Source organism: Gracilibacillus sp. JCM 18966 (genome assembly GCF_055392695.1).
Genome location: NZ_AP043883.1, coordinates 724,307 through 748,705, shown reverse-complemented (window position 1 = coordinate 748,705; position 24,399 = coordinate 724,307). Strand labels below are relative to the sequence as shown.

Genomic DNA, 24,399 nt, shown 5'->3' with positions numbered 1-24,399 from the left:
TGAAATCGAGAAGACCCTCGTTGTTATTTTCATGTATAATAGAAGTAACAATTTTTAGTGGTGGTGGTACATATGATTTCTGATCAACAGTCGCTTAATCTTAGTCCCTTTATGGCAATATACGATTTGGTAGTACCCAAAGACAATATGCTTCGACAAATAAACGAACTGGTGGACTTCTCTTTTATTTTAGAAGAACTAAGAGATAAATATTGTTTGGATAACGGTCGAAACGCTGTACCTCCTATTCGTCTTTTTAAATATCTATTACTTAAGACAATCTTCGATTTGTCTGATGTTGATGTCGTCGAGCGTTCGAAATATGATATGTCCTTCAAATATTTTTTAGAAATGGCACCAGAAGACCCAGTTATTCATCCAAGCACATTAACCAAATTCCGGAAATTACGACTAAAGGATACAAAGTTACTGGACATGTTAATTCAGAAATCCGTGAAGTTAGCTCTGGAAAAAGATCTTATTGCGAGTAATTCCATCATCGTTGATGCCACCCATACAAAAGCACGTTTTAACCAGAAATCACCGATCGAATTTCTGAGGGAAAAATCAAAGCTACTGCGTAAAGCTGTTTACCAGGTGGACGAACGTTTGAAAGAAAAGTTTCCTTCGAAGAGCGTTACAGAGGATTTAGCTGATGAACTTCAATACAATAAGGAACTTATTGAAGTGTTGGACCAAGAAGAGGCCGTATCCAGCTATCCGAAAGTGAAAGAAAAGCTAAATTACTTAAAAGAACTAGTGGAAGATCACGTAGAGAACCTGCCTTCCTCCGATGATCTTGATGCCCGAAAAGGGCATAAATCGGCCGATACCTCTTTTTTTGGATATAAAACACATATCGCTATGAGTGAAGAACGAGTGATTACAGCTGCGGTTGTCACTACTGGAGAAAAGAATGATGGTAAATATCTACAGACATTAATTGAAAATACGCAAAGTACAGGCATGAATGTGAAGTGTGTTATTGGAGATACAGCTTACTCGGAAAAATACAATATCCAATACGCAAACCAAAATGATTTAGAATTAGTGTCAAAGTTACATCCACTCATTACACAAGGCGTACGTCAGAAAGAAAACGAGTTTGAATTCAATAAGGATGCCGGCATGTATGTTTGTAAGGCAGGAAATATGGCCATACGGAAAGCACGTACTGGTAAGAAATCATCGAATCAAAGTTATACTTATTATTTTGATGTGGAAAAGTGTAAGGTCTGCCCGCTTCGAGATGGGTGTTATAAAGAGGGGGCGAAGTCGAAGACTTACTCCGTCACAATTAAATCCTCCGAACATATGGAGCAGCAAGTCTTTCAGGAAAGTCCTCATTTTCGTGAAAAAGCAAAAGAACGTTACAAAATTGAAGCGAAAAATAGTGAACTAAAACACAGACACGGGTATGATGTAGCATCTTCCTCGGGTCTCGTTGGCATGGAAATGCAGGGAGCAATGTCGATTTTCACCGTGAACTTGAAACGAATTATCAAACTAATGAACGAACCAAAGGAATAAAAGCTAGGAAAAAAGGGGTCTGTCCGTTCAATTCTGAACGGACAGACCCCTTTTCTTTATATTTTTCCGACACCATAAAACTAAAACGTTAGTTTTTCAGTGGCCACAATTAATTAGCGTCCTTTTTCATATTTCTGTTTGCATTTTTTGTAAAAGGTGTTATACTGTGTATATAAATATAAACAGTATAACTTTAGGGGGAATAAATATGTTAGACGTAGTTTGGGGTTATATACTTGTATTTCTATTGGCAGCAGTACCTTTTTTTGAATCAGCTGTTGTTACACCAGTTGCCATTTTAGCCGGTTTGTCAGCAATTCCGGTATTTATCCTTGCGATCGGAGGAAACCTGATCACGGTTTACATCGTCATCGTTTTTATTGAAAAAGTTAAACGATGGAGAAAGAAGGAAGATGATGGGAAGCGAACTGGTAGGGCCAAAAAAATATGGGATAAATATGGCTTACCGGGACTAACCTTACTCGGACCATTTTTTGTCGGTAGTCACTTAACAGCATTTTTAGCACTTCTTTTTGGTGGAACCAAAAAACAGGTATCGATCTGGATCACTATTAGTATCGCAGCTTGGAGTCTATTGCTAGGCCTACTTGTCTACTTCGGTATTGATTGGTTCAACGTGGAGAATAAATTTTTAGAAAATATTTTTAATCAAGCACAATAATGGTGGAGGTGAATAGTTTCATGTACAAACGTGCTTTTAAGTTAGTTAAAACAGAGATAAGAATGCTTTTTCCTGCCTATATCCTAACCTTTGCTGTAACTGTATTATTGGGACTATTCTCGATCACCTTCTTAAAGGAGCTAATAAATACTTTAGCTGGTTACCAAAACCATTTCAATGGGGTATCTGTAGACATTTTATTTGTATTTCTATCACCATGTTTATCTATCGTATTTCTTTCCAGTCCTTACCTTAGCTTGAAGACATTGAAGGAGGATCCGTTCGGAAAAAGAATCGCTTTATTTCGAACAATGCCTGTTCCTATTAAAGTATTGACTAAAAGTCGCATGCTTTTAATGCTGATCACATTGCTTATCCTTTCCACCACCTTTTATACGACAATTGTTATAGGAATAAGAGATATCTATCATCTGGTATTCACGACTCAACAGCTAGTGTCTTTTCTATTATTTTGGTTTGGTTTTTCCTTAACTATTGGTGGATTAAATGTTTACATTGAATCTGGAACAAACGGCAAAATGCTTTATATTTTTTCTTTTTTATATAGTTTAACGATTGTTTCTTTCATTATTGTATTTAATCTAAATACAAAAAATAGCGTCGTGGAGAAGGTAGCAGAATGGACGCAACAATACGATTGGATGCCGTCTGTTGTGATGATTATCATTGGTTTATTAAGCTATAATATATGGGGAATCATCCTACAAAAAAGACTAAGTAAAAGAGATTACCTGTAATGGAGGCTATCTAAATGAAACTCCCTATTACCGTTTCAGAGGAAAGCAAAGAACCCATTTATCATCAAATCGAATCACAATTAAAAGGACTGATGATAAGTGGCCAATTAGTACCAGGTAGTGTCCTTCCATCTATTCGAGCACTTTCGAACGAATTATCCTGTAGTGTCATTACGACAAGGAGAGCCTATCAAAATTTAGAGAATGAGGGATTTATTAAGACGATTCAAGGGAAGGGAACCTTTGTCAATGAGGTGGATCAAGAGTCGAAGGATCAAACGAAAGAACAAGTGGCTTCCTCGATTTTGGAGAAAACGATTAAGGATCTAAAAATGCTGGGAATGACGAGATCAGAAGCAGAAAAAGTCTTTTTTAACGCTATGGATAAAAAATGGGGGGAAAACCATTATGAGTAATTTTTTGTTAAAAATAGATCAGTTGACCAAGACCTTCAAGTATTTTGAATTTGGCCCTATCGATGTTCGTGTTGAGCATGGAACGATCACCGCTTTAATTGGCTCCAATGGTTCTGGTAAGAGTACTTTTTTTCGTCTTGTGATGCAGTTGTTTCAGCCTAATTCTGGCCATATTCTATATTTCAACGGGGAACTTGACTCTAATGATAGTAGGATCAAGCAAGATATGGGTTATGCTGGTGGAGATTTGTATCAGGCTTTCGGCCAGCTGTCTATACGTGAGCTCGCTAATCTTGTTCGCTACTGGTATGAGAATTGGGATGAACAAAAATATCAGGAGCTAGTGGATAGGTATCAGATTAATCAAAAGGAAAAATATACGAATAGTTCGACAGGAACGAAGAAGAAAATAGCGTTTATTTTCGCGTTAGCGCATCATCCGCAGCTTCTTCTGTTAGATGAACCCTTCTCTGGGGTCGATTTTGTCTCTTCACGTAAAATGCAAACAGATCTAGTGGATTTCATGGAGAACCCTAATCATGCGATTATCCTTGCCACCCATCAACAAGAGGAGATTAAAGCATTGTGTGATTATATTTGGTTACTAGATAAGGGGAAAATGATAGGCATTTATGAGAAGGATCAAATTTTAGAAAGCTGGGCATATTTGTCGTTAAATAAAATGCCAGAATCTCTCCGAAAGCATCCACATGTGATACAAATGGATTCACATCCTAATCGTATCATAACAGATTCCTTAGCAGCTATCGAGCCAGACTTAGAGCAACTAGGTATAGAAGTCACACACTATCAGCGGCTTGAGCTGGATGAGATTTTAACAGCCTTGCTGGAAAGAGCTTAAAGAATGGCTTTTCACAGTGATAACGGCATTCAATTAGTATTGTTAAAATACATTTGTAATGTCGAGTAATGGATCATAGGCAAGACAACGATAATTATTTCGATAATCGATTCTTAATTGTTGAATCGCTTAATTTCTAAATAAAACATCAAAGAGCTCTTATTGACCTCACATTTAACGTCATTTTACAGCTTCCTTATTCTTCGATGTCTCTTCTTTATATCTACGTCGATGGCTTTTGTAATCACTCTGTTTTTTTCAATTTGCACCTATTATCGTGATTTCTGTGAATTTTTTTTAGGTATCCAGCTAACACGATACAAACACTAATTATTTTCCTTCTGATGCCACTTCCTTGTCAAGGGAATGTGGTTTCTCTGTATTTCGTATAAAATCACGTTGATCGCTGGCATCTTGTGGTTGTTTTTCCCCTCTGCAACAATTATGCTATGATACATTTAATGAGTTAATATCGAAAGTCAGATCTTATGGAGGATAAGATGAATCGAAAGAGAGCAATTTATGTGTTACTTATGGCTTGTTTAGTCATAGCAATAGGTCTTTCCTTTTATTTTTATAAAAAAGCTCAAGTAGATCGTTTAGAAATAACGAAAGCGACGGAACCAGACAATCTTCCCTCTTACCACTTTGCATTGATTGGGGAAGAGATGGATCATGATTACTGGAGGTTAGTTGGGGAAGGAGCGAAGGATGCAGAGAAAAAGTATGACGTTTTTGTGGAATACGAAGGCCCGAGGCGTTCCAATCCAGAGGAACAGTTAAAGCTTTTAGATCAAGCAATAAAAGCTAAGGTTGATGGTATTATTGTGCAGGCATTAACAGAGGATTTTTTACCAATGATTAATAAAGCGGTGAATCAGGGAATCCCAGTGATTACTATTGATACAGATGCACCAGAGAGCTTGCGGACAACCTATATCGGGACAGATAATTATTTGGCTGGGCAAATTGCTGGGAAAACTTTAGTAGAAGATAAGAAGGGCCAAGCTACTGTTGGCATCATTACGGGCAGTTTTACGAATGCGCATCATCAACTACGTGTAGAAGGCTTTAAAAATGTTGTAGCTGATATAGAAGGAGTAGAAATTGTCGAGATTGAGGAATCTAATATTACACAAGTTATCGCAGAAGAAAAAACTTACGAAATGTTAAAGAATCATCCAGAAATTGATGCCCTTTATGGAACAAGTGCGTTAGATGGGATAGGAATGGTTCATGCCGCTGAATCACTAAATAGGTCAAGCAGTATATACATGATAAGTTTTGATACCTTACCTGAGAATATGGAATTGCTAGAGCAAGGTAAAGTGGATGTGCTTATCGGTCAGAAGCCTTATGAGATGGGATATCGTAGTATTGAGTTAATGCTTGATATTGTCAAGGGGCGTTCGGTCGAAGAAGTCAACCATACAGATGCAACAGTAGTTTCACAGAAGAACTTAGATAATTTCATTCCACAAGAGCGTGATGAGCCATGATCAAAATTAGAACGAAGCTATTAATGTATTTTTTTACTGTCATTACATTAGTCGTGATTCTCCTTTTAGTAAGAGAACAGAGCACACAGAAAATTATTGAGCTCCATGAGCAAAGCTCTGAACACTATTTACTGTTAAATGAAATAACAGGAGTGACAGATCAAACCTTTCAATCACTACAAATATATGTCCACGAACCTGTTTCAGAAAATTTAGCGTTTTATCAAAGGGAGAAGCAACAGCTTCTTGATTTACAGCAACAATATAAGGAGTTAACAGAAGAAAGTATTGTTCAGAAAAATTTCCTTCATATGTTAACAAGCTTTTTAGAGATTACAGACAAAACGGTAGAAGGAGTCCATGATGACAACATAGAACAGTATTCCTACTATTTAAGTGAAGCGGATAATACTGCCAACTATATTCATGAAAATACATTAGAAATCATTAATCAAGATCTAACCGAATATCAGAATTTAATCTCTTTGGAGGACGAACGAATCCACCATACGAAGAATATGGGAACGGCCATAGTTATTGCCATCATTATCTTAAGTGTACTGTTTGCCTTATGGTTTTCGGATGGCATCACCAGAACGATTTCTCGTTTGACAAAGGCAGCAAAAGAAATATCTGCAGGAAACTACTCTGGTCAAGATGTTACGGTTTCAAGAAAGGACGAGCTTTGGCTTTTAACGAAGATGTTTAATGAGATGAAGCATAATATTTTACAGTCTGTGAAAGAGATGAAAGAAAAAGCACGTCTTGCCCAATTACTAAAGGAAATGGAATTGAAGAGCCTACAGAATCAAATTAACCCACATTTTCTCTTTAATACATTGAACACCATTTCTAAAACCTCTTATATTGAGGGGGCAGAACGGACGAGTGAATTAATTTCCTCTGTCTCTGCCCTATTGCGATACAATATCGGAAATTTAGACAGAGAGACAGTTTTAAAAGATGAAGTGGAAATAGTGAAAGAGTATTTTTTTATCCAACAAACACGTTTTGGAGATCGAGTCGCCTTCCACACTCAAATAGAGGAGCAGTGTCTACATACTCCGATCCCATGCCTAACTCTTCAACCAATCGTAGAAAATGCCTTTATTCATGGCATTGAGGAAATGGCAGATAGTGCAGTGATTGCATTGAATATCTATCAAAAGGAACAGAAGGTATTTATTGAGATTACCGATAATGGCAAAGGAATGGATCAAGCAACAATCAATCAAATTATACATCCAGTGGAAGAAAAGGAAGCTCAATCAAAGAAATCAGGTCATTCCACAGGTATAGGGATGCGAAATGTTATCGATCGACTCGAGTTGTTTGATAAAGAGAGTGCGCTTTGGATCGATTCTGCCATTGGAAAAGGAACGAAGGTTACCATTCAGTTACCATCAGGAAAGGAATGGAGGAAGGATTCATGTTAAAAGTAATGCTTGTAGATGATGAAGCTATCGAAAGAGAAGGCATCCGCCTTATCCTAAGTAGAAATCGTGATAATTTAGAAATCGTTGCAGAGGCACAGAATGGAAAAATAGCAGTGGAGAAGGCACTTGATACAGAGCCCGATATTATTTTTATGGATATAAAAATGCCCGATCTAGATGGACTAAAGGCAACACAGAAAATTCTCAACCAGCTTCCACATGCGAAGTGTGTAATGGTGTCAGCCTTCGATACGTTTCAATATGCACAAGAAGCGATGAAATATGGAGTGAAGGAGTACTTGCTCAAGCCAAGCAAGGTTCAGGAAGTACTAGATGCCTTCGATCGAATGGCCGCTGAGGTGGAGGAAGAAAAGGAACAAATGCAGGAAAAACAGGACATTGAGCAACGCTTGGAAAGAGCAAGTTCCCTAGTAGAAATGGATTTCGTCATTTCTCTAATGATGGATCATGTTCATGATTTTAACCAAGATGATTGGAACGATTGGTTAGATCTCGATGATCAACAAGGGTTTGCAGCAGTATTCTACTTTCAAGCAGAGGAACGAAAGCCAGATCGTGAGCAAAAGACGCAATGGTATCAAACGTTAAAGCGAGCTTTAGCAACACAACCTTATCCTTATTTTGTTGGACCACTCATCGGTTTTCAAATCCCTGTTTTTGTGAAATATCAAGCCGACAATACTGGATTAACAGAGAGGGAGAATTTTGCTAGATTAATGATTCGTACGATGCAGCATCAACTACACAATTGTCAATTATGTGTTGGTATCGGTTCCGTTGTTGCTAATTTTCAGCATTTTTCTAAATCCTATGAACAAGCGATTTATACATTAGAAATGGTGGAAAAACGGTCAGGCTCTGCCTATCTAGTTTATAGCAAGCAATTGGAAGACAAAAGAAAGAATTTTGTACCCTTTGATTTAGAAAAGGATTTACTAGAAGCTGTGAAAAACGGTGATACTCGTAAAGGCTTAGAAGTCTTTGAGGCATATTTCCAATGGATTCAAAAGAGCGTTAACTATCAAGTAGAGCTAATCCAAAAAGCAATGGAGAATCTCTTCATTGTCTTGACAAGAGCGACAAAAGAATTTGGCTTTGGTGAAGATGTACAGATGAATTTTCATCCATATGAAACAGCGATGCAAGTAAAGCAAGCAGCAAAAGCTCACCTCCAAACCGTTATGGAAGAAATTAATAAATGGCGAACTAACGGTGTGCAAGGAATACTGATCCAAGTGAAAGGATATCTGGATAGCCACTATCAAGATGCAGTCAGTCTAGAAGGAATTGCAGAAAAGGTAGGTCTAAGCTCTTATTATTTGAGCAAATTATTTAAAGAACATTTTGGTGTCACCTTTGTAGAGTATCTTACCAATATCCGAATTCAAAAGGCAAAGGACTTTCTACTAGATGGAAGTAAACCATTAAAGGAAATAGCACTAGATATCGGATATAAGGATCCTAACTACTTTAGCCGGGTCTTTAAAAAAGAAGTAGGACTAAGCCCAAGTGAATACCGAAATAAATATATTTAAAAACAACGATCCTATTGAAACGATCGTTGTTTTTTTTGGTTGGGTCTTACCCTGAAGAACGTTTTGCTCGGGAAAGAAGCCTTGAAAGGACGTTTACAGGGAGTGTAATATTAACTGTGTAAGTAAGAAATGCGTACGGTTTCTTACTCACACAGTTTTTTATTTGGTAGAATAATAACTATAAAGCTAAAGGAGTGTTTTAAATGGGCAAACCCAAAAGAGATCCTAACTCCGTAGAATTAGCTAACAAGATTATTGAACAGTATCAACCAAAGTCTGTAGAAGATATGCAACATGCATTAAAGGACATATTCGGACCGATGTTTGAATCGATGTTAAAAGGTGAAATGAATCATCATTTGGGCTATGAATCCAATGATAAAGGAGAAAAGGAAACAAACAATAGACGGAACGGGTACGGAAAAAAGACAGTCAAAACGACTGCTGGCGAAGTGGATATTGCTGTACCTCGTGATCGTGACGGTTCATTTGAACCACACCTCATTCCCAAGCGTAAAAGAGATGTTTCTGCCATCGAGGATAAAGTCATCTCCATGTATGCAAGAGGAATGTCTCAGCGAGATATTTCATCCACGATTGAAGATATCTATGGATTCTCCGTGTCTCATGAAATGATATCCGATATTACGGATACAGTGCTTCCTGATTTAGAAGAGTGGCAAAGTCGTCCTTTAAGCAACTGTTATCCTTTTGTGTTCGTAGATTGTCTTTATACGACCGTACGTAACGACTACGAAACCAAGAAATACGCTGTTTATACCATGTTAGGCTATACCATGGAAGGAAAGAAAGACATTCTTGGTTTATGGTTAAATGAAACGGAAAGTAAGCATAAATGGATGCAAATCTTTGATGAAATAAAAGCTCGTGGTGTAGAAGATATTTTCTTTATTTCTATGGATGGAGTAAGTGGATTAGAAGATGGAGCTCGTGCCATTTTCCCACAAGTTGTCGTACAACGCTGTATGGTTCATCTCATTAGAAATTCGATTAAGTATGTTCCAAGTAAAGACTATAAAGCTTTTACTGCTGCATTAAAAAAGGTTTACGCAGCACCAAGCCTTAAAGCATGTCATAGTGCATTTGAAACCTTTCAACAACAATGGGCTACCTATCCTGGAGCAGTTGACGTTTGGAAACGAAACTTCTCCCATGTGGAACAATTATTTGATTATGGAAGTGCGATACGCAAAATTATGTACACTACGAATGCCGTAGAAAGTATACATTCCAGCTTTAGAAAAGTGACAAAAAAAGGAGCATTCCCAAACGAGAACGCCCTTCTAAAAGTATTATATTTACGAACCAAAGAACTTGAAAATAAATGGGAAGGCGGCCATATTCAACAATGGGCAATGGTCATGAATCAGCTGTTAATTCATGATCACCTTAATGAACGTGTGCTGAAGTATTTAGAATAACTTACACACTTTTCTTGACAAGCCCCGTTTACAGTCAAGATAAAGTCCAATTTGCTCGATGAAAGCCCCTGAAATGGCGTTTACAGCCAAGATAAAGTCCAATTTGCTCGATGAAAGCCCCTGAAATGGCGTTTACAGCCAAGATAAATTCCAATTTGCTCGATGAAAGCCCCTGAAATGGTGTTTACAGCCAAGATAAAGTCTAATATTTGCTCGATGAAAGCCCCTGAAATGGTGTTTACAGCCAAGATAAAGTCTAATTTGCTCGATGAAAGCCTCTGAAATGGTGTTTACAGCCAAGATAAAGTCTAATTTGCTCGATGAAAGCCCCTGAAATGACGTTTACAACCAAGATAAAGTCCAAATTGCGCAAGGAAAGTCTCCAAAATGACGTTTACAACCAAGATAAAGTCCATTTTGCCCGAGAAAGCCTCCAAAATGACTGTCACAACAAGAATACCAGACATTCAAGCGAAAAGAACAATAATAGTTCGAGAGAACAGATGACACCGACAGCACAAGATTGTCTAGTATTTTGCAAAAAAGTGAAGATGATACCTCTCTTATTGAAAATGTTTTCATGTTAATTTTAAGAAAGAGTAAGAAACGCTTACTTCCAATCGAAATGTAAGCGAAGTCAAAACGAAAACGTTAACAAATGAAGGGGGATTTATCATGCAAAAAAAGCATTCAGCTTGGTATGTTATTTTAGTAGCTGCTTCAGCTGGTATGGCAGGATTGCTTTATGGTTTTGATACCGCTGTTATATCAGGTGCGATAGGATATTTACAAGATTTATATAATTTAAGTCCGGCAATGGAGGGATGGGTTATTTCCTGTGTCATGATAGGGGGAGTAACAGGTGTTGCCCTTTCTGGTTTTCTTAGTGATAAATATGGTCGTAAAAAACTATTGATGGTATCGGCCGTCTTCTTTATCATCTCTGCACTGGGCTCTGCCTTTGCAATCGATGTCACCACACTTGTACTTGCTAGAATATTAGGTGGACTAGGTATAGGTTTCGCATCAGCACTATCGGTAACCTACATTAGTGAATGTGCACCACCTGCTATTCGTGGTAGATTAGGATCTTTATATCAACTTTTCACGATCTTCGGTATTTGTGCAACATTTTATATTAACTATGGTGTAGCAAATAGTGGGTCCTATGAATGGGGATTAGAGGCTGGTTGGAGATGGATGCTAGGCTATGGAACTATTCCCGGAATTATCTTTATGCTTTTACTATTCTTTATTCCGGAAAGTCCAAGATTCCTTATTCAAAAAGGAGAAGATGAAGAGGCATTCAATATATTAAAACGTATTAATGGAGAAGAAGTTGCTAGAAAAGAAGAAAGAGAAATTAAAGCTTCAATTAAAGAGGAACAAAGTAGTTCGGCAAAAGAATTGTTAAAGCCAGGTTTAAGAATGGCTATGGGTGTAGGTATCTTCCTTGCCTTGTTCAATCAAGTAATCGGAATGAATGCGGTCACATATTATGGACCAGATATCTTCCGTAGTGTCGGGTTTGAAAATAATACCGAATTTCTTGCCACAAGTATCATTGGTAGTGTGCAAGTTGTCTTTACTATATTAGCAATCTTTTTGATAGATAAATTGGGAAGAAAAAAATTGATGGCAATTGGTTCAAGTTTCATGGCAATCTTTATGCTACTAATTGGAAGTGTTTTCTATTTTGAACCAGCAAACGCTGGTGTATTATTAATCATCTTAATTGCAGGCTTTACTGCTTCCTTCTGTGTATCAATGGGGCCAATTCCGTGGATCATGATTCCGGAGATTTTCCCAAATCATCTTAGAGCGAAAGCGGTAGGAATTGCGACTATATTCCTTTGGGGAGCAAACTGGGCGATCGGCCAATTCACCCCTGTACTAATCAGTAATATGGGAAGTGCCTTTACATTCTGGATGTTTGCGGTTATCAACGTCATTTGCTTTATCTTTGTGATGACCATTGTCCCAGAGACAAAAAATAAATCACTTGAGGAAATAGGGAGAATGTGGAGTGCTAAAGATAAAAAGAAAGCGAAATCTTATGAGGAACTTGCATAATCAAAGCAAAACCTACTGATCCATTCAGTAGGTTTTTTTCTTGATAATGGATATTCACAGATTGCTTACTTAGCTGAAACTGATTGAAATATTTTGGAATAACTGTTTATAATTACATTGTAAACTATTGGCAAATAGTTGAGATCTATGTAATTTGAACCACTATTAAAAGGAAGAGAAGGTGTGTAATCAATGCGGGCAAAATTATTAACTATGTTAGCATTTGCACTATTGTTAGTTGGGGCAATTTCCGTAGAGTCACTGGAGGCTGCAAGTTTTGATTCAAGTAAAAGCTACAAGATTATAAATAGATTTAGTGGAAAGGCTCTCGAGGTCTATGAATGGTCCACTTCTGATGGTGGAAATATTGTTCAATATGATGATCTAGGTGGTTTAAATCAGCAATGGCGTATTATCAATGTTGGGGAAGGCTACCATAAAATTGTGAACCAAAATAGTATCAAGGCAATGGAGGTTTATGACTGGTCTACAGAGGATGGTGCTAATGTAAGCCAATGGTATGACTGGAATGCAGCAAATCAGCAATGGGCAATTGAAGGTATTGGAAATGGCTATGTTAAAATCGTTAATCGACATAGTGGAAAAGCCCTTGAAGTATTCGATTGGTCGACAGAAAATGGCGCGAACGTTGTCCAATGGGATGACTGGGGTGGTGAGAGCCAGCAATGGCGTATTATTGAAGTACCACCAAGTGATACCATAACCGTAAATCAAACCATTGTCGTAGAATCAGGTGAAGTCTTTGATGGTGAAGGCAAAAGGTATGTAGCTAACCCAGATACTGTTGGAGATGGCAGCCAAGGAGAAGATCAAGATCCAGTATTTAGACTGGAGGACGGAGCAACCTTGAAAAATGTGGTAATCGGTCACCCGGCTGCAGATGGTGTGCATACGTATGGAGATGTCTTAGTACAGAATGTAGTCTGGGAGGATATCGGTGAGGATGCTTTAACGATTAAGGATGATGGTCATGTCACAATTAGAGGTGGAATGGCACAAAAGGGTAGTGATAAAATGTTCCAGGTGAATGCTCCTTCGACTTTTGAAATTATCAATTTTACAGCGGATGATGCTGGAAAAATGATTCGTCAAAATGGAGGTACTACTTTTAAAACAAGTATCTTTATCGATGGTAGTGTCATTACGAATATGGATGAAGCTATATTTAGAACAGATAGCGACTCTAGTGAAGTTACGATGACAAACACAAGATATTCTGATGTTGGTAGAAAGTGGTATAATGTAGAAAATGTTTCGGAAAGCGGAAATTACGAATATTAATTTATATGAAAGTGCTTAGCAATTACGTTGTTAAGCACTTTTTTTATGGGAGTTTTTGTTGCAAATACAACAAAATTGCTATATACTTATTCTTGTTGTATTTACAACAAAAAACATCAAATAAGGAGTGAGCAAGATCGATATTCTTCGCGAAATAGGAATGATTGCAAGGGCATTAGATTCTATCAGCAATATTGAATTTAAAGAGTATGATCTTACGAAAGGGCAATATTTATACCTTGTTCGCATATGTGAAAATCCAGGAATCATTCAAGAAAAGTTGGCCGAGATGATCAAGGTAGACAGAACAACAGCAGCTCGTGCGATTAAAAAACTTGAAATGAATGGATTTATAGAAAAAAAGGATGATCACTCTAATAAAAAGATAAAAAAAATCTTTCCAACAGAAAAGGGAAAGAAGGTTTACCCTTTTATCAAAAAAGAAAATGACTATTCTAATAGCATCGCTCTAGCAGGTTTTTCCGAAAAAGAAGAAGAGACCATCCTCTGGCTACTTCAAAGAGTAAGAAAGAATATAGAAAAAGATTGGGAGTTAGTAAAGAAGGGAAACAAAAGAAATTATTGATTATAGGAAGGAGAGGCAATTAGCATGACGATAAATGTAAAAAAATGCACCAAAGAAGAATTACCAACACTGCAAAAAATAAGTATAGAAACCTTTCGGGAAACATTCGAAAGTCAGAATTCATCGGAAAATTTAGATGCCTATCTGAAGAGAGCTTTTCATTCGAAACAATTGGAAATGGAATTATCTAATGAGTTTTCGGAATTTTTCTTCGTGTATTTAAATAGTGAGATGGTCGGATATTTAAAGATTAATATTGGAAATGCACAGTCAGAAAAAATGGGTGATGAATCACTCGAAATCGAGAGAATATATGTAAAGAATAAATACCAAAAGCACGGAATTGGTAAGATTCTATTAAATACAGCTATTGAATTTGCTTTAGAACGTGACAAGAAGAAAATTTGGTTAGGGGTATGGGAAAAGAATGAAAATGCTATAGCATTTTATAAAAAAATGGATTTTGTTCAAACTGGAGTTCATTCTTTTTATGTGGGTGAAGAAGAACAAACGGATTTGATTATGACTAAAGCAATTAATTGAAAGGTGGAACAAAGATGTATCGTCCCTCCCATTTTAAAATAGAAGATAAGGAAGTAATAGATGAGATAATCGAGCAATATAGTTTTGCAACACTTATTTCTCAGCACAATGGCGTCCCTTTTGCTACTCACTTACCGCTCATATGGAACAACGATCATACCTATTTGTATGGCCATTTTGCTCGTTTGAATCCGCAATGGAAGGATATTAGAAATCAAACTATACTAGCAATTTTTCAAGGTCCTCATTGCTATATTTCTCCATCTTGGTATGAGACGAATAATGCAGTACCAACATGGAATTACGTTACTGTTCACGTGTATGGTATAGTAGAACTTTTGGAAGACAAAAAAGAGGTTGTAGATTCCTTAGATCAGATGGTTTTGAAGTATGAAGATCCGAAAAGTACCTATCATTTGCATGAGTTGGATTCTAATTTTATTTCAGGAATGAGCAGGGCTATTCAATGTTTCAAAATTAAAATCAACAAAATAGAAGGAAAAGCGAAACTGAGCCAAAATCATTCAGTGCAAAGAAAAAAGTTAATTATTAATCAACTAGAACAAATTTCAAACCCCAATGAACAGCAGATTTGTTCATTAATGAAAGCAAACATAAATAACTAAAATTCACTATTAACTTTCTCTTTCGATTATAATAAAATGTATGTAAACGCTTTAAAGGAGAGGTGTTTGATGCCACAAGTAGTCATGACATATCCCAATGGAAAGTATAAGGTTCTAACAATGAGCTATGATGATGGGAAAGCTGCAGATAGACGTTTAGTAGAAATATTTAATCAATATCGTATCAAGGGATCCTTTCATATTAATTCAGGGTTACTTGGAAAAGGTGATAGAATCCCAGCAGCAGAAGTAGCCAACTTATACAAAGGACATGAGGTTTCTGCACATACGGTAACCCATCCAACGATTGCTCGATCACCAAAGGAACAATTAATAGAAGAAGTAATGAAGGATCGCAAAGCTCTAGAGCAAATTGTTCGTTATCCTGTTAGGGGGCTGTCTTATCCAAATGGCTCTTATAACAATCAAATCAAAGAGATGCTGCCATATATGGGAATAGAATATGCAAGAACAGTTCATAGCACCGGCAATTTTGCTATACCAGATAATTTCATGGAATGGCAACCCACCTGTCACCATAATCAAAATTTATTAGAGCTTGCCGAGGAATTCATCCATCTTCACAAGAGTCAATATTTGTACATGTTTTATGTGTGGGGACATAGTTATGAATTTGATCTTGATCAAAATTGGGATAAGATTGAAAAATTTTGCCGTTTAACCAGTGATAGAGATGATATTTGGTATGCCACCAATATCCAAATTGTTGATTATATCCATGCTTTTCACAGGCTTCAATTTTCAGCCGACAGTCAGTTTGTCTATAATCCATCAGCTATTTCAGTATGGTTAAGTGTAGATGGCGATATAGTTGAAGTGGAAGGAGGAAAGCAGGTAGATTTAACACATATAGGGATTTTATAAGAATGGATGAATAGACAAGGAATACTTTAGTTACAATGACTAATAAAATCCTTGTTTGGAGGAGATCCATATGTGTGGCAGGTTTACGCTCCATCTATCAAAAGAGGTTATTGAAAGAGATTTAAATATTACCATTAACGATTACCATCCAAGCTATAATGTGGCACCGACCCAAAATATACTTGGGATGGTGGGAACAAAGGATGGTTATCGTGCAGGATATTTTAGGTGGGGACTCATTCCCAAATGGGCAAAGGATACGAAGATTGGTAATAAAATGATTAATGCCCGAAGTGAAACGATGGAGGAAAAGCCATCCTTTCGCCCTTTACTAGCTAGGAGACGTTGTGTCATTATAGCGGATAGCTTTTATGAATGGAAACGTCAAGACCATGGGAAGACTCCCTATAGAATTATGGTCAATAATCAGCGTGTGTTTACCTTCGCGGGTTTATGGGATCGTTGGAAGCAAGGGGATCAAGAGATTATCTCCTGCACGATACTTACTACCAAGCCAAATGAAATAATGGAGGAAATCCATGATCGAATGCCAGTCATCTTAGATGAGAAAAGCAGGGAACAATGGCTACAACCTGACCAGCACGATGTTCAAGCATTAAAGTCATTAATGAAACCATATCCTTCAACTGCTATGTCGTTTTACCCTGTTTCTAAATTAGTAAATAACCCTTCAAATAATGATAAAACGCTCATTGAGCACGTATAAATTAATTCAAATTCCTTTCAACAAAAAATGAAATGAGGATACCCCCATTCCAAATTTAAAATACAATAGCATTCAATGCCCTTGTTTGCGCTGTTATACTACTACCTGCTGGAGTAATGGCAGTGACTTGAATCTCAACAGTATAAGTAACAGAATTAGCGATAGTATCATTCCAGGTTAAATTAGGAATTAAAGTATAAGTGGCAGCAGCAGTCGGTACAGTAAAACTTCCAGACTCCGATAATGTAGCTATGTTTACAGCATTTTTTTGTAAGCGATACTCGATATTATAAGTAAGAGTGGTTCCACCGAGTTTCCCTATTAGCAATTCAACGGTAGAATCAATCTTCACTTGATGTTGGCCTGGGCTTGGAGGACTTACACCAAGGGTGAGAACATTGGCTGGTGTATTAACGGATAGTACCTGATCTGTTTGAGTAGAAGTAGCAAAGAAAAGCGTGGGTGAGAAAGGGCCAGGGCTAGATGAGAAACAGCATCCTCCCATTTTTCATCACCTTTCCAATTAGATTTTTGGACATGTCTTGAATAGTAACCCCACTTCGAGTTTAAGAATAGGAGAAAGTGGGGATCTGTTGTCAGTAAATGTCAGGTTCGGCTAATTTGTAGGTTGTTTCATTTGAGCTATTAAGATAGAAAGTATACTAAATCCATCTGTTCTGAGTGAATGTTTATTTTACAGAATATGAGTTGGATAAGATATTGCTTGTACCCTTACCTAATTTGGAAAAGTAAAACAGCCTGTTTTCATTTATGCTAACACTCGTTTGTACAGAATGATAGAATAGGTTCCACTGTCACCTGCTGCCGCAGTAATGGTAAAATCAGAAGGGTTATTAACTGATTGCGAACTTGTATTTCCTTGAGCTGCACTTAAGGCAATGGCAGGAGTAGCAGTTCCTGCAGCAGTAACGGTTCCAGTACTAGAAGCAGAATTAAAAATTTGAAAGGTTCCGGAGAAATAGCTACCTGCAGGAGCACTCCAAATCTCTTCCGCTGTTAAAGGTCCATTAAAATTTCCGCAAATTTCTTCTTTTAAAATTTGTGCAGGAGGACAACTAGCATTGTTAGGTCCACTTGTACCACACATATTAAAATCTCCCTTCAAGTATTCTTATTGCATGTTCCTAAAGCAAAAGCCTATAACTTGTACCAATATAGTCTATGAAATAGTCCAAATAAATGTATGTGCATCAACCTAATAATCATAAATCTTTGATACTATAAATCACTTACACATTTATCCTGTTGGTATCATTTAATAAATAGTGAGGTGGAGGGAGGCTAACTTATGAGGGACGATAAGAATTGCCATCGAGACAGTACTAATCATTTAGCGACTGATAATTTTTGGGGGAATTTTAGCTTCAAGTGTGGGGATACGAATTTTTTAGTTTGGGACACGGATGACATCGTACCCCTTGGAACAGTAAGCATCTTTTATCTGTCTGGCTGTTCTGATTCCCTAATGGTAACCGTTACGGATTCTGCTGGAAATATAGACACGTTTGAGGTTCCTCAGAGGAATACAAGGTCTCGTACATTTGCTAATCTTGTTTCTGTTAGATTAGCTTGTAATGGCTCTGGGATGATCCATTGTGAAGGGCGTTACAGTCTTGATATCCACTATTTTATACCGGATGAACGGTAAAGTGAGAATGAGGAAAATAGAGCCGAAAATCCCCTTATAAAAAATAACCTACTCTTGGTAAAGGTCCCCCAATAAAATGGTGTGAACGGTTTTTATTGGGGTATTAACAGAGGCTCCTTATCAAAGTGAGGGAGATAATACCTTGCTTCCACTTCAATCGTTTGATTTGCTATTACTTTGACTTCTAAGCATAAGCTTATAGCAATCTTGATATCGCAATTGTTCGCTATATAGGAGGTGCATTGAAAATCTCTTGCTCGACAATCGATAAATGTATCTTTTGGGGCACAGAGAACTAACTTTTCCACCGTCAGAAATGGAATAATGAGTTTTTGGCATAGCTTATCATGTTGAAGTAATTGAACGGTAACATATCCTTTATTTAATATTTTTACTAGCTGCTGAACAATTGTTTTGCCATTGGGCAGTTTGACCTTCACATCTGGTCTAGATTTATCTTCAGGGATTTCTTGACAAACTATGGAATGAGTCGGATTCCCATCTTCATCAGACAAATAGCAGACAAAAGGAGAACTCTTAGCTTGAAGATTCAATTCCTTCCATTTGTAATAGAGAGTTAAATCATATGTCCCGAAACAAATTTCCTTCTTATTCCCATTACACTTCACCTCAATAGATTTCAAGTTATCCACATTTATTGTAGTTTCTTCCTCTTTTGATACGATAAACTTAGATCTACCGTTCAGCAAAACCTCCATCTGCTCGCAACCCGCCTGGTGACATATGGTGACACAGCCTGATACGGATAATGGACCGATTGATTTCCAGAGAAGTGCATTTTCGCCACAAGTCAGCTCGATATTACCACAAATATGGTCTGTCACTATTTTGTTTGAATTTATAGTCTTCCTCATCTTCATATGAACAGGCTTTACCATCCAATCGATTACTTCTACTACATTGATACAATGTTTTTGGCTATGAGTTTGCATAACGATAAGTGCACCCTTTGACTATTTTTCACATGTTTTCTTACAACATGTTATTTTTATTTTATTCCAAAAATTTTTTTCTGTTCTGTTTACATAGTATCCGATCTAGCTAAGTGATGAAACTTAGATAAAGAAATAATAAACGATCATAACCGTATAAATTTTTCCACTTAGAGAATATAATAATTTTAAGAAAATTTTTCGTTACCCATATCTTTTTTCTTCCAACAATCGTTTTAGCTATTAGAGAAGTGTAAAGGAGTGAGTGAAATGTGCGCTAGGCCTAGCACAATAGAAGTACAGGGTTCTTTCATACAAGTTTATCGCCAGTTATCTCATTATTGTCATTTCTTATCACGGAATAAATGGGATGGGGAAGAACTTGCCCAAGAGGCGATATGTAAAGCGATAGCCTACTATGATGATAAGGATCAATGGAATATTAGCTTGTTGAAAAAAATTGCTTATCATGTTTGGATTGATCAAAAGCGAAGACATCAGCACGAATTAATGGAAATACCAATAGATCTAGCATCAGAAGAGAAGGGAAACAAGGAAGAGATTGAGTTTCTTGTAGAAAGACTCCAATCTAAAATGACGACTAAACAGCTGCTTATTTTTATCTTGAAGGATGTTTTTCGTTATCGGTTAATAGAGATAGCCGAGTATTTTCATATGTCTGAAACAGGCGTGAAAGCAACGCTTTACCGTGCGCGTAAGCATCTTGAAAAGATGGATCAGGATAAATTGGAATCATATGATCACACAAGAGCAAATAAAAAGATGGTGTCTATCATTACACAGTCCATTTATTTAGATGATCCATCTCGTATTATAAAGCTAATTCCAGTGTTATATCCTAATAATCAACCAAAGTGTAAACACCACACTTTCACTCCTCCTACTAACATTCTCTCTATGGCTGCTTAGAGCCGCCTAAATGATTGAAGGAGGAATTCATTTGACAACGATCCCTTATGTTATTGAACAGTCCAGTCGTGGCGAGCGTTCCTACGATATATATTCAAGACTTTTAAAAGACCGAATAATTATGGTAAGTGATGAAATTAATGACCATATGGCAAATAGCATCGTCGCACAGCTATTATTTCTCGCTGCTGATGATCCAGATAAAGATATCTCGCTTTATATTAATTGTCCTGGTGGTTCTGTTTCGGCAGGTTTTGCGATCTTTGATACAATGCAGTATATTAAACCAGATGTTCGGACTATCTGTACCGGATTAGCAGCATCCTTTGGTGCAATGTTATTGCTTGCGGGAACAAAAGGTAAACGTTTAGCCCTTCCAAACAGTGAAATTATGATCCACCAGCCCTTAGGTGGGGCTCGTGGGCAAGCGACAGAAATTGATATTACAGCAAGAAGGATTTTAAAGCTTCGGGAGAAAATTAATCAAATTATTGCGGAGCGAACCGGTCAAACGATGGAAAAAATAGCATCTGATACAGATCGGGATTACTATTTGTCAGCAGAAGAGGCTAAGGAATATGGGTTAATTGATGACATTATCCAATCCAAACGAGGGTTGACATAAACTGGGTTCAAGCATATAATAACGATATATTGAAAAACTTAAAGGAGGGTTGTTAAAAGGATGGCTATGTTTATAAGACTACGTTTCCCAAATATGAATCAGTAATTTCATATTTAACGTGGACTCTGTTTGTGTATGCAGAGTAAATGGGAGTAGTCTGTCCTTTTAACAATCTCCATCAGTATATAGAATGTATTGTATGTAGAAAAGGCAGGTGTATTTACCTGTCTTTTTCTCTATGTACTTGTATAAATCTCATCTAAATATGCTGGACACATACTATGATTTTCTAGTACTTTATTAGCCATACAATTCTGTAGGGGTAATCTCTTCTTTTTACTTTTCATCACAGGCAGTAGTCTGTGATTTTTTATTGGAAAGGAAGAGATATCATGACGAAGAAAATCTACAGAAAACGGAAAAATAAAATCTATCGTGGAGAGCCTCCCAATTATTTGGGGCAGCATTTTATGCATAATAAAAAATTAATTAAAGACATAGTTGATCAAGCAGCTATTATGAAATCGGATAATGTCTTGGAGCTAGGTGCGGGGAAGGGTCAATTAACTGGCATGTTAAGTCAAAGGGCAAGTAAAGTCATTGCAGTGGAGTATGATGCGAAACTAGTCAATCATTTGAGGGGAAAGCAGCTATCTAATCTTCAGCTTATTCAGCAGGATATACTAAAATTTCGCTTGCCAAAACATCCCTTTGTGTTAGTATCCAATATCCCCTATTCGATTACAACACCAATTATGAAAAAAATACTCGTCCCATTTAGCGGGTTTCAACGGGGAGTAATCGTAATGGAAAAAGGAGCAGCGAAAAGATTCACAGCAAAAATGGTGAAGGATCGCTATATCATTACTTGGAGAATGTACTTTAATATGCGTTTGGTAAGAGGTATTTCTAGGGATAACTTCTCTCCTCCGCCAAAGGTTGACTCAGCTATGGTCTATATATCGAGAAAAAAAGACCCACTCCTCTCGGTAAAAGATTATCGATTATTTAAGGCATTTGTGGACGCTATATGGCAACACCCATTGCTATCCATTGATGAGGCATTAAGCGTAGTGTTTACACGACCTCAAATAAAACATGTGAAAAGGAATCTAGGGATAAAACAGGAATTTCCGGTTGGTGCTTTAACAGAATTCCAGTGGCAAAAAATATTTATAGCAATGGTCCAGTATGTCCCAAAAACAAGGTGGCCTAGGATAAAAGGGTAATGTGCCCTCACTCCGAACGAGAGGGAGATAAAAATTATGGGTATTTTCCATATTGACAAATGACAATTATTCGTATATCCTATCAATAATTTATAATAAAATGCAAAGATTGGAAATAGTAAAAGGATCGGTAAATTTTAAGAGAGCCAGTGGCTGGTGTGAACTGGTAGTTACTCCTTTGAACTCCTCCAAGAGCAACACCCTGAACAATGAAGTAGGGGCTGTCGGTGTCTACCGTTATCTAGATAGGTGGTGATAGCCACCGAATGAGAGTGGGTTAATAATCAGTATTAACCAATTAGAGTGGTACCGCGAGCAAAGCCTCGTCTCTATAGTGATATAGAGACGGGCTTTTTTATTTATAGTTAGAAAAGAAAAGCTAACGAATCCGAGTTTTTTTATAGGATTATCGATATTTATGGATAGAATCGAATACCTATAATCAAAGCAGTATACTAAAAAAGGAGTGGATAAATGGTGAGAAATGTATCGATTTTTGACACGACGTTAAGAGATGGGGAACAGGTTCCTGGCGCGAAATTGAATATGAAAGAAAAACTTGAAGTAGCAACACAGCTTAAGCATTTAGGTGTTGATTTTATCGAAGCAGGTTTCCCATCATCCTCCACAGGTGATTTTCAGGCGGTGAAGGAAATTGCTACAAAAGTTGGGAACTCAGAGGATGTTGTGATTACAGCATTAGCTAGAGCGGTAAAATCTGATATTGATGCCGTTTATGAAAGTATCAAATATGCGAAAAATCCCCTTATCCATATTGTGTTAGGTACTTCTGATATACATGTAGAAAAGAAATTTGGTAAATCAAAGGATGAAATTTTAAGTAAAGGTGTAGAAGCAGTTAAATATGCTAAAACACTTTTACCAGACGTGCAATATTCAACGGAGGATGCATCACGTTCTGATTTTGAATATTTATGGAATACCATTGAAGCAGTCGTGAAGGCTGGTGCAACGATTATCAATATTCCAGACACGGTTGGCTTTGCTGAACCAGAGGAATTTGGTCATTTAATCTATCGTATTAATCAACGATTAATAAATTTAAATGACCAGGTAATCTTGAGTGTCCATTGTCATAATGATTTAGGTATGGCAACTGCTAACACCTTAGCGGCAATTAAAAATGGTGCTGATAAGGTGGAATGTACGATTAACGGGATTGGTGAGAGAGCAGGGAATACTTCTTTAGAAGAGGTAGCTATGGCCATCCAAACCAAGCCCTCCATTTACAAGGCAGAGACGAAAATCGTGACAAAGGAAATTATGAAAACATCTAAGCTGGTGAGCAATTTGATGGGAATAGAAGTTCAGCCAAATAAGGCTATTACAGGTGAAAATGCCTTTGCTCATTCATCCGGTATACACCAAGATGGTTTACTAAAATCACGGGACGCCTATGAAATCATTAGTCCAAAGGATATCGGATTAGACGACATGGAATTAGTCCTAACAGCAAGGTCTGGAAGACATGCGGTCAAAAGTGCATTACAAAGAATAGGCTTTGGTTCATTGACGGATGATCAATTTACTGTAATTTTTGATGATTTTCTTGAGATAGCCGATCAGAAGAAAGAGGTCTATAGTCATGATCTTTATACAATTGTTGCCCGTCATCACAAGAACCTAGCAGACCAACATTGCTTTTATGAATTAGTCGATCTGCAAGTAATTAGTAATAACCAATTTCCATCGGCAAGTGTCAAAGTGAAAAAGGGTGATCAAATATTCAATCAGTCATCCAGTGGAACAGGTCCAGTAGATGCATTATATACTGCTCTTATGGAAATAAGCGGTCTAGATATTAGTTTACATGAGTACAGAATAACCAGTATTTCGAGAGGAAAGGAAGCGCTTGGAAAGGTTAAGCTACAAGTAGAATTTGCTGATGAGCTCTTCACTGTGCAAGCGGCAGATGAGGATATTATGAAGGCAAGTGCACTAGCATTTATGAATGCGATTAATATGGCTATTGTGAAGCAGTTACAAGAAGCGAACATCCAGCAACTTGGCTAGCATTATACATTCATTACAAGGAACGGGCATGAATAA

General features: G+C 37.2%; 23 protein-coding genes, 2 pseudogenes and 1 other annotated feature. Of the genes and pseudogenes, 22 read left to right on the top strand and 3 right to left on the bottom strand.

All coding sequences use genetic code 11. The annotated features are described in order from the left end of the window. The first annotated feature begins 72 nt into the window (after positions 1-72). The 17 genes and pseudogenes from ACZ5N5_RS03365 (at position 73) to ACZ5N5_RS03285 (ending at position 16,923) form a co-directional block, all read left to right on the top strand. Positions 73-1,530, top strand: a complete 1,458-nt coding sequence (locus ACZ5N5_RS03365; RefSeq protein ID WP_464372769.1) for an IS1182 family transposase — start codon at positions 73-75, stop codon at positions 1,528-1,530. 208 nt (positions 1,531-1,738) lie between these two features. After that, positions 1,739-2,212 carry a small multi-drug export protein gene (locus ACZ5N5_RS03360; RefSeq protein WP_181397400.1) on the top strand — a complete coding sequence of 158 codons (474 nt, stop codon included), beginning with the start codon at positions 1,739-1,741 and terminating at the stop codon, positions 2,210-2,212. Positions 2,213-2,232: 20 nt separating this feature from the next. Beyond that, positions 2,233-2,970 carry a hypothetical protein gene (locus ACZ5N5_RS03355; RefSeq protein ID WP_464373278.1) on the top strand — a complete coding sequence of 246 codons (738 nt, stop codon included), beginning with the start codon at positions 2,233-2,235 and terminating at the stop codon, positions 2,968-2,970. A 14-nt stretch (positions 2,971-2,984) separates the two neighbouring features. After that, positions 2,985-3,386 (top strand): GntR family transcriptional regulator, encoded by a 402-nt coding sequence (locus tag ACZ5N5_RS03350; protein ID WP_464373277.1) that lies wholly within the window; start codon positions 2,985-2,987, stop codon positions 3,384-3,386. After that, positions 3,379-4,248, top strand: coding sequence for an ATP-binding cassette domain-containing protein (locus ACZ5N5_RS03345; protein WP_464373276.1), 870 nt, complete (start codon positions 3,379-3,381; stop codon positions 4,246-4,248). The genes ACZ5N5_RS03350 and ACZ5N5_RS03345 overlap by 8 nt, the downstream gene beginning before the upstream one ends. Before the next feature lie 500 nt (positions 4,249-4,748). After that, positions 4,749-5,747 (top strand): sugar-binding protein, encoded by a 999-nt coding sequence (locus ACZ5N5_RS03340; RefSeq protein WP_277680138.1) that lies wholly within the window; start codon positions 4,749-4,751, stop codon positions 5,745-5,747. Then, complete coding sequence (locus ACZ5N5_RS03335) at positions 5,744-7,183, top strand: sensor histidine kinase (protein ID WP_464373275.1); 1,440 nt, start codon at positions 5,744-5,746, stop codon at positions 7,181-7,183. The genes ACZ5N5_RS03340 and ACZ5N5_RS03335 overlap by 4 nt, the downstream gene beginning before the upstream one ends. Further along, positions 7,177-8,739 (top strand): response regulator transcription factor, encoded by a 1,563-nt coding sequence (locus ACZ5N5_RS03330; protein ID WP_464373274.1) that lies wholly within the window; start codon positions 7,177-7,179, stop codon positions 8,737-8,739. The genes ACZ5N5_RS03335 and ACZ5N5_RS03330 overlap by 7 nt, the downstream gene beginning before the upstream one ends. A gap of 203 nt (positions 8,740-8,942) precedes the next feature. Continuing rightward, positions 8,943-10,181, top strand: coding sequence for an IS256 family transposase (locus tag ACZ5N5_RS03325; protein WP_464372494.1), 1,239 nt, complete (start codon positions 8,943-8,945; stop codon positions 10,179-10,181). Positions 10,182-10,856: 675 nt separating this feature from the next. Further along, positions 10,857-12,254 carry a sugar porter family MFS transporter gene (locus ACZ5N5_RS03320; protein ID WP_109982860.1) on the top strand — a complete coding sequence of 466 codons (1,398 nt, stop codon included), beginning with the start codon at positions 10,857-10,859 and terminating at the stop codon, positions 12,252-12,254. Between the two features lie 192 nt (positions 12,255-12,446). Then, a pseudogene (locus ACZ5N5_RS03315) lies at positions 12,447-12,920 on the top strand (RICIN domain-containing protein); the annotation flags it as partial. Positions 12,921-12,980: 60 nt separating this feature from the next. Continuing rightward, positions 12,981-13,556: pseudogene (locus tag ACZ5N5_RS03310) on the top strand (pectate lyase); the annotation flags it as partial. Between the two features lie 160 nt (positions 13,557-13,716). Continuing rightward, entirely contained in the window at positions 13,717-14,142 is a 426-nt protein-coding gene (locus ACZ5N5_RS03305) for a MarR family transcriptional regulator (RefSeq protein WP_277679980.1), read from the top strand. Between the two features lie 24 nt (positions 14,143-14,166). After that, entirely contained in the window at positions 14,167-14,685 is a 519-nt protein-coding gene (paiA, locus tag ACZ5N5_RS03300; protein WP_464373273.1) for a spermidine/spermine N(1)-acetyltransferase, read from the top strand. A 14-nt stretch (positions 14,686-14,699) separates the two neighbouring features. After that, on the top strand, positions 14,700-15,311 hold the full coding sequence (locus tag ACZ5N5_RS03295; protein ID WP_464373272.1) for an FMN-binding negative transcriptional regulator: 612 nt from the start codon (positions 14,700-14,702) through the stop codon (positions 15,309-15,311). Between the two features lie 69 nt (positions 15,312-15,380). Beyond that, entirely contained in the window at positions 15,381-16,196 is an 816-nt protein-coding gene (locus ACZ5N5_RS03290; RefSeq protein WP_054788064.1) for a polysaccharide deacetylase family protein, read from the top strand. Between the two features lie 70 nt (positions 16,197-16,266). Next, a complete protein-coding gene (locus tag ACZ5N5_RS03285; protein ID WP_054788065.1) occupies positions 16,267-16,923 on the top strand; it encodes an SOS response-associated peptidase in 657 nt (218 codons plus the stop codon). A gap of 55 nt (positions 16,924-16,978) precedes the next feature. On the opposite strand, the gene ACZ5N5_RS03280 is transcribed toward ACZ5N5_RS03285, so the two are convergent. After that, positions 16,979-17,428 (bottom strand): hypothetical protein, encoded by a 450-nt coding sequence (locus ACZ5N5_RS03280; protein ID WP_464373271.1) that lies wholly within the window; start codon positions 17,426-17,428, stop codon positions 16,979-16,981. Between the two features lie 264 nt (positions 17,429-17,692). Further along, entirely contained in the window at positions 17,693-18,031 is a 339-nt protein-coding gene (locus tag ACZ5N5_RS03275) for an S-Ena type endospore appendage (RefSeq protein WP_054788067.1), read from the bottom strand. A gap of 201 nt (positions 18,032-18,232) precedes the next feature. Here ACZ5N5_RS03275 and ACZ5N5_RS03270 point away from each other — a divergent pair, with 201 nt between their 5' ends. After that, positions 18,233-18,592, top strand: coding sequence for a DUF3992 domain-containing protein (locus tag ACZ5N5_RS03270; protein WP_464373270.1), 360 nt, complete (start codon positions 18,233-18,235; stop codon positions 18,590-18,592). 92 nt (positions 18,593-18,684) lie between these two features. Here the strand turns inward: ACZ5N5_RS03270 and ACZ5N5_RS03265 are convergent, their stop codons facing one another. Beyond that, positions 18,685-19,545, bottom strand: a complete 861-nt coding sequence (locus ACZ5N5_RS03265) for a BMQ_0737 family morphogenetic spore coat protein (RefSeq protein WP_054788068.1) — start codon at positions 19,543-19,545, stop codon at positions 18,685-18,687. A 270-nt stretch (positions 19,546-19,815) separates the two neighbouring features. On the opposite strand from ACZ5N5_RS03265, the gene ACZ5N5_RS03260 reads away from it, so the two are divergent. The 4 genes from ACZ5N5_RS03260 to ACZ5N5_RS03245 all read left to right on the top strand — a co-directional run bounded on the left by ACZ5N5_RS03260 (position 19,816) and on the right by ACZ5N5_RS03245 (position 24,363). Beyond that, complete coding sequence (locus ACZ5N5_RS03260; protein WP_464373269.1) at positions 19,816-20,475, top strand: sigma factor-like helix-turn-helix DNA-binding protein; 660 nt, start codon at positions 19,816-19,818, stop codon at positions 20,473-20,475. Between the two features lie 31 nt (positions 20,476-20,506). Next, complete coding sequence (gene clpP / locus ACZ5N5_RS03255; RefSeq protein WP_109982853.1) at positions 20,507-21,100, top strand: ATP-dependent Clp endopeptidase proteolytic subunit ClpP; 594 nt, start codon at positions 20,507-20,509, stop codon at positions 21,098-21,100. 392 nt (positions 21,101-21,492) lie between these two features. After that, a complete protein-coding gene (gene erm / locus ACZ5N5_RS03250) occupies positions 21,493-22,329 on the top strand; it encodes a 23S ribosomal RNA methyltransferase Erm (RefSeq protein ID WP_109982852.1) in 837 nt (278 codons plus the stop codon). A 96-nt stretch (positions 22,330-22,425) separates the two neighbouring features. Continuing rightward, positions 22,426-22,663, top strand: a binding site (T-box leader). Positions 22,664-22,803: 140 nt separating this feature from the next. Further along, on the top strand, positions 22,804-24,363 hold the full coding sequence (locus ACZ5N5_RS03245) for a 2-isopropylmalate synthase (RefSeq protein ID WP_464373268.1): 1,560 nt from the start codon (positions 22,804-22,806) through the stop codon (positions 24,361-24,363). The last annotated feature ends 36 nt before the right edge of the window (positions 24,364-24,399 follow it).

Excerpts from the sequence above, each read along its gene's own strand:
- ACZ5N5_RS03305 (WP_277679980.1), top strand. The coding sequence starts at position 13,717 with ATGATTGCAAGGGCATTAGATTCTATCAGCAATATTGAATTTAAAGAG.
- paiA (WP_464373273.1), top strand. The coding sequence starts at position 14,167 with ATGACGATAAATGTAAAAAAATGCACCAAAGAAGAATTACCAACACTG.
- ACZ5N5_RS03345 (WP_464373276.1), top strand. The coding sequence starts at position 3,379 with ATGAGTAATTTTTTGTTAAAAATAGATCAGTTGACCAAGACCTTCAAG.
- ACZ5N5_RS03270 (WP_464373270.1), top strand. The coding sequence starts at position 18,233 with ATGAGGGACGATAAGAATTGCCATCGAGACAGTACTAATCATTTAGCG.
- ACZ5N5_RS03245 (WP_464373268.1), top strand. The coding sequence starts at position 22,804 with ATGGTGAGAAATGTATCGATTTTTGACACGACGTTAAGAGATGGGGAA.
- ACZ5N5_RS03360 (WP_181397400.1), top strand. The coding sequence starts at position 1,739 with ATGTTAGACGTAGTTTGGGGTTATATACTTGTATTTCTATTGGCAGCA.
- ACZ5N5_RS03335 (WP_464373275.1), top strand. The coding sequence starts at position 5,744 with ATGATCAAAATTAGAACGAAGCTATTAATGTATTTTTTTACTGTCATT.
- ACZ5N5_RS03355 (WP_464373278.1), top strand. The coding sequence starts at position 2,233 with ATGTACAAACGTGCTTTTAAGTTAGTTAAAACAGAGATAAGAATGCTT.
- ACZ5N5_RS03290 (WP_054788064.1), top strand. The coding sequence starts at position 15,381 with ATGCCACAAGTAGTCATGACATATCCCAATGGAAAGTATAAGGTTCTA.
- erm (WP_109982852.1), top strand. The coding sequence starts at position 21,493 with ATGACGAAGAAAATCTACAGAAAACGGAAAAATAAAATCTATCGTGGA.
- ACZ5N5_RS03285 (WP_054788065.1), top strand. The coding sequence starts at position 16,267 with ATGTGTGGCAGGTTTACGCTCCATCTATCAAAAGAGGTTATTGAAAGA.
- ACZ5N5_RS03260 (WP_464373269.1), top strand. The coding sequence starts at position 19,816 with ATGTGCGCTAGGCCTAGCACAATAGAAGTACAGGGTTCTTTCATACAA.
- ACZ5N5_RS03320 (WP_109982860.1), top strand. The coding sequence starts at position 10,857 with ATGCAAAAAAAGCATTCAGCTTGGTATGTTATTTTAGTAGCTGCTTCA.
- ACZ5N5_RS03330 (WP_464373274.1), top strand. The coding sequence starts at position 7,177 with ATGTTAAAAGTAATGCTTGTAGATGATGAAGCTATCGAAAGAGAAGGC.
- ACZ5N5_RS03340 (WP_277680138.1), top strand. The coding sequence starts at position 4,749 with ATGAATCGAAAGAGAGCAATTTATGTGTTACTTATGGCTTGTTTAGTC.
- ACZ5N5_RS03275 (WP_054788067.1), bottom strand. The coding sequence starts at position 18,031 with ATGTGTGGTACAAGTGGACCTAACAATGCTAGTTGTCCTCCTGCACAA.
- ACZ5N5_RS03265 (WP_054788068.1), bottom strand. The coding sequence starts at position 19,545 with ATGCAAACTCATAGCCAAAAACATTGTATCAATGTAGTAGAAGTAATC.
- ACZ5N5_RS03325 (WP_464372494.1), top strand. The coding sequence starts at position 8,943 with ATGGGCAAACCCAAAAGAGATCCTAACTCCGTAGAATTAGCTAACAAG.
- ACZ5N5_RS03350 (WP_464373277.1), top strand. The coding sequence starts at position 2,985 with ATGAAACTCCCTATTACCGTTTCAGAGGAAAGCAAAGAACCCATTTAT.
- ACZ5N5_RS03295 (WP_464373272.1), top strand. The coding sequence starts at position 14,700 with ATGTATCGTCCCTCCCATTTTAAAATAGAAGATAAGGAAGTAATAGAT.
- ACZ5N5_RS03365 (WP_464372769.1), top strand. The coding sequence starts at position 73 with ATGATTTCTGATCAACAGTCGCTTAATCTTAGTCCCTTTATGGCAATA.
- ACZ5N5_RS03280 (WP_464373271.1), bottom strand. The coding sequence starts at position 17,428 with ATGGGAGGATGCTGTTTCTCATCTAGCCCTGGCCCTTTCTCACCCACG.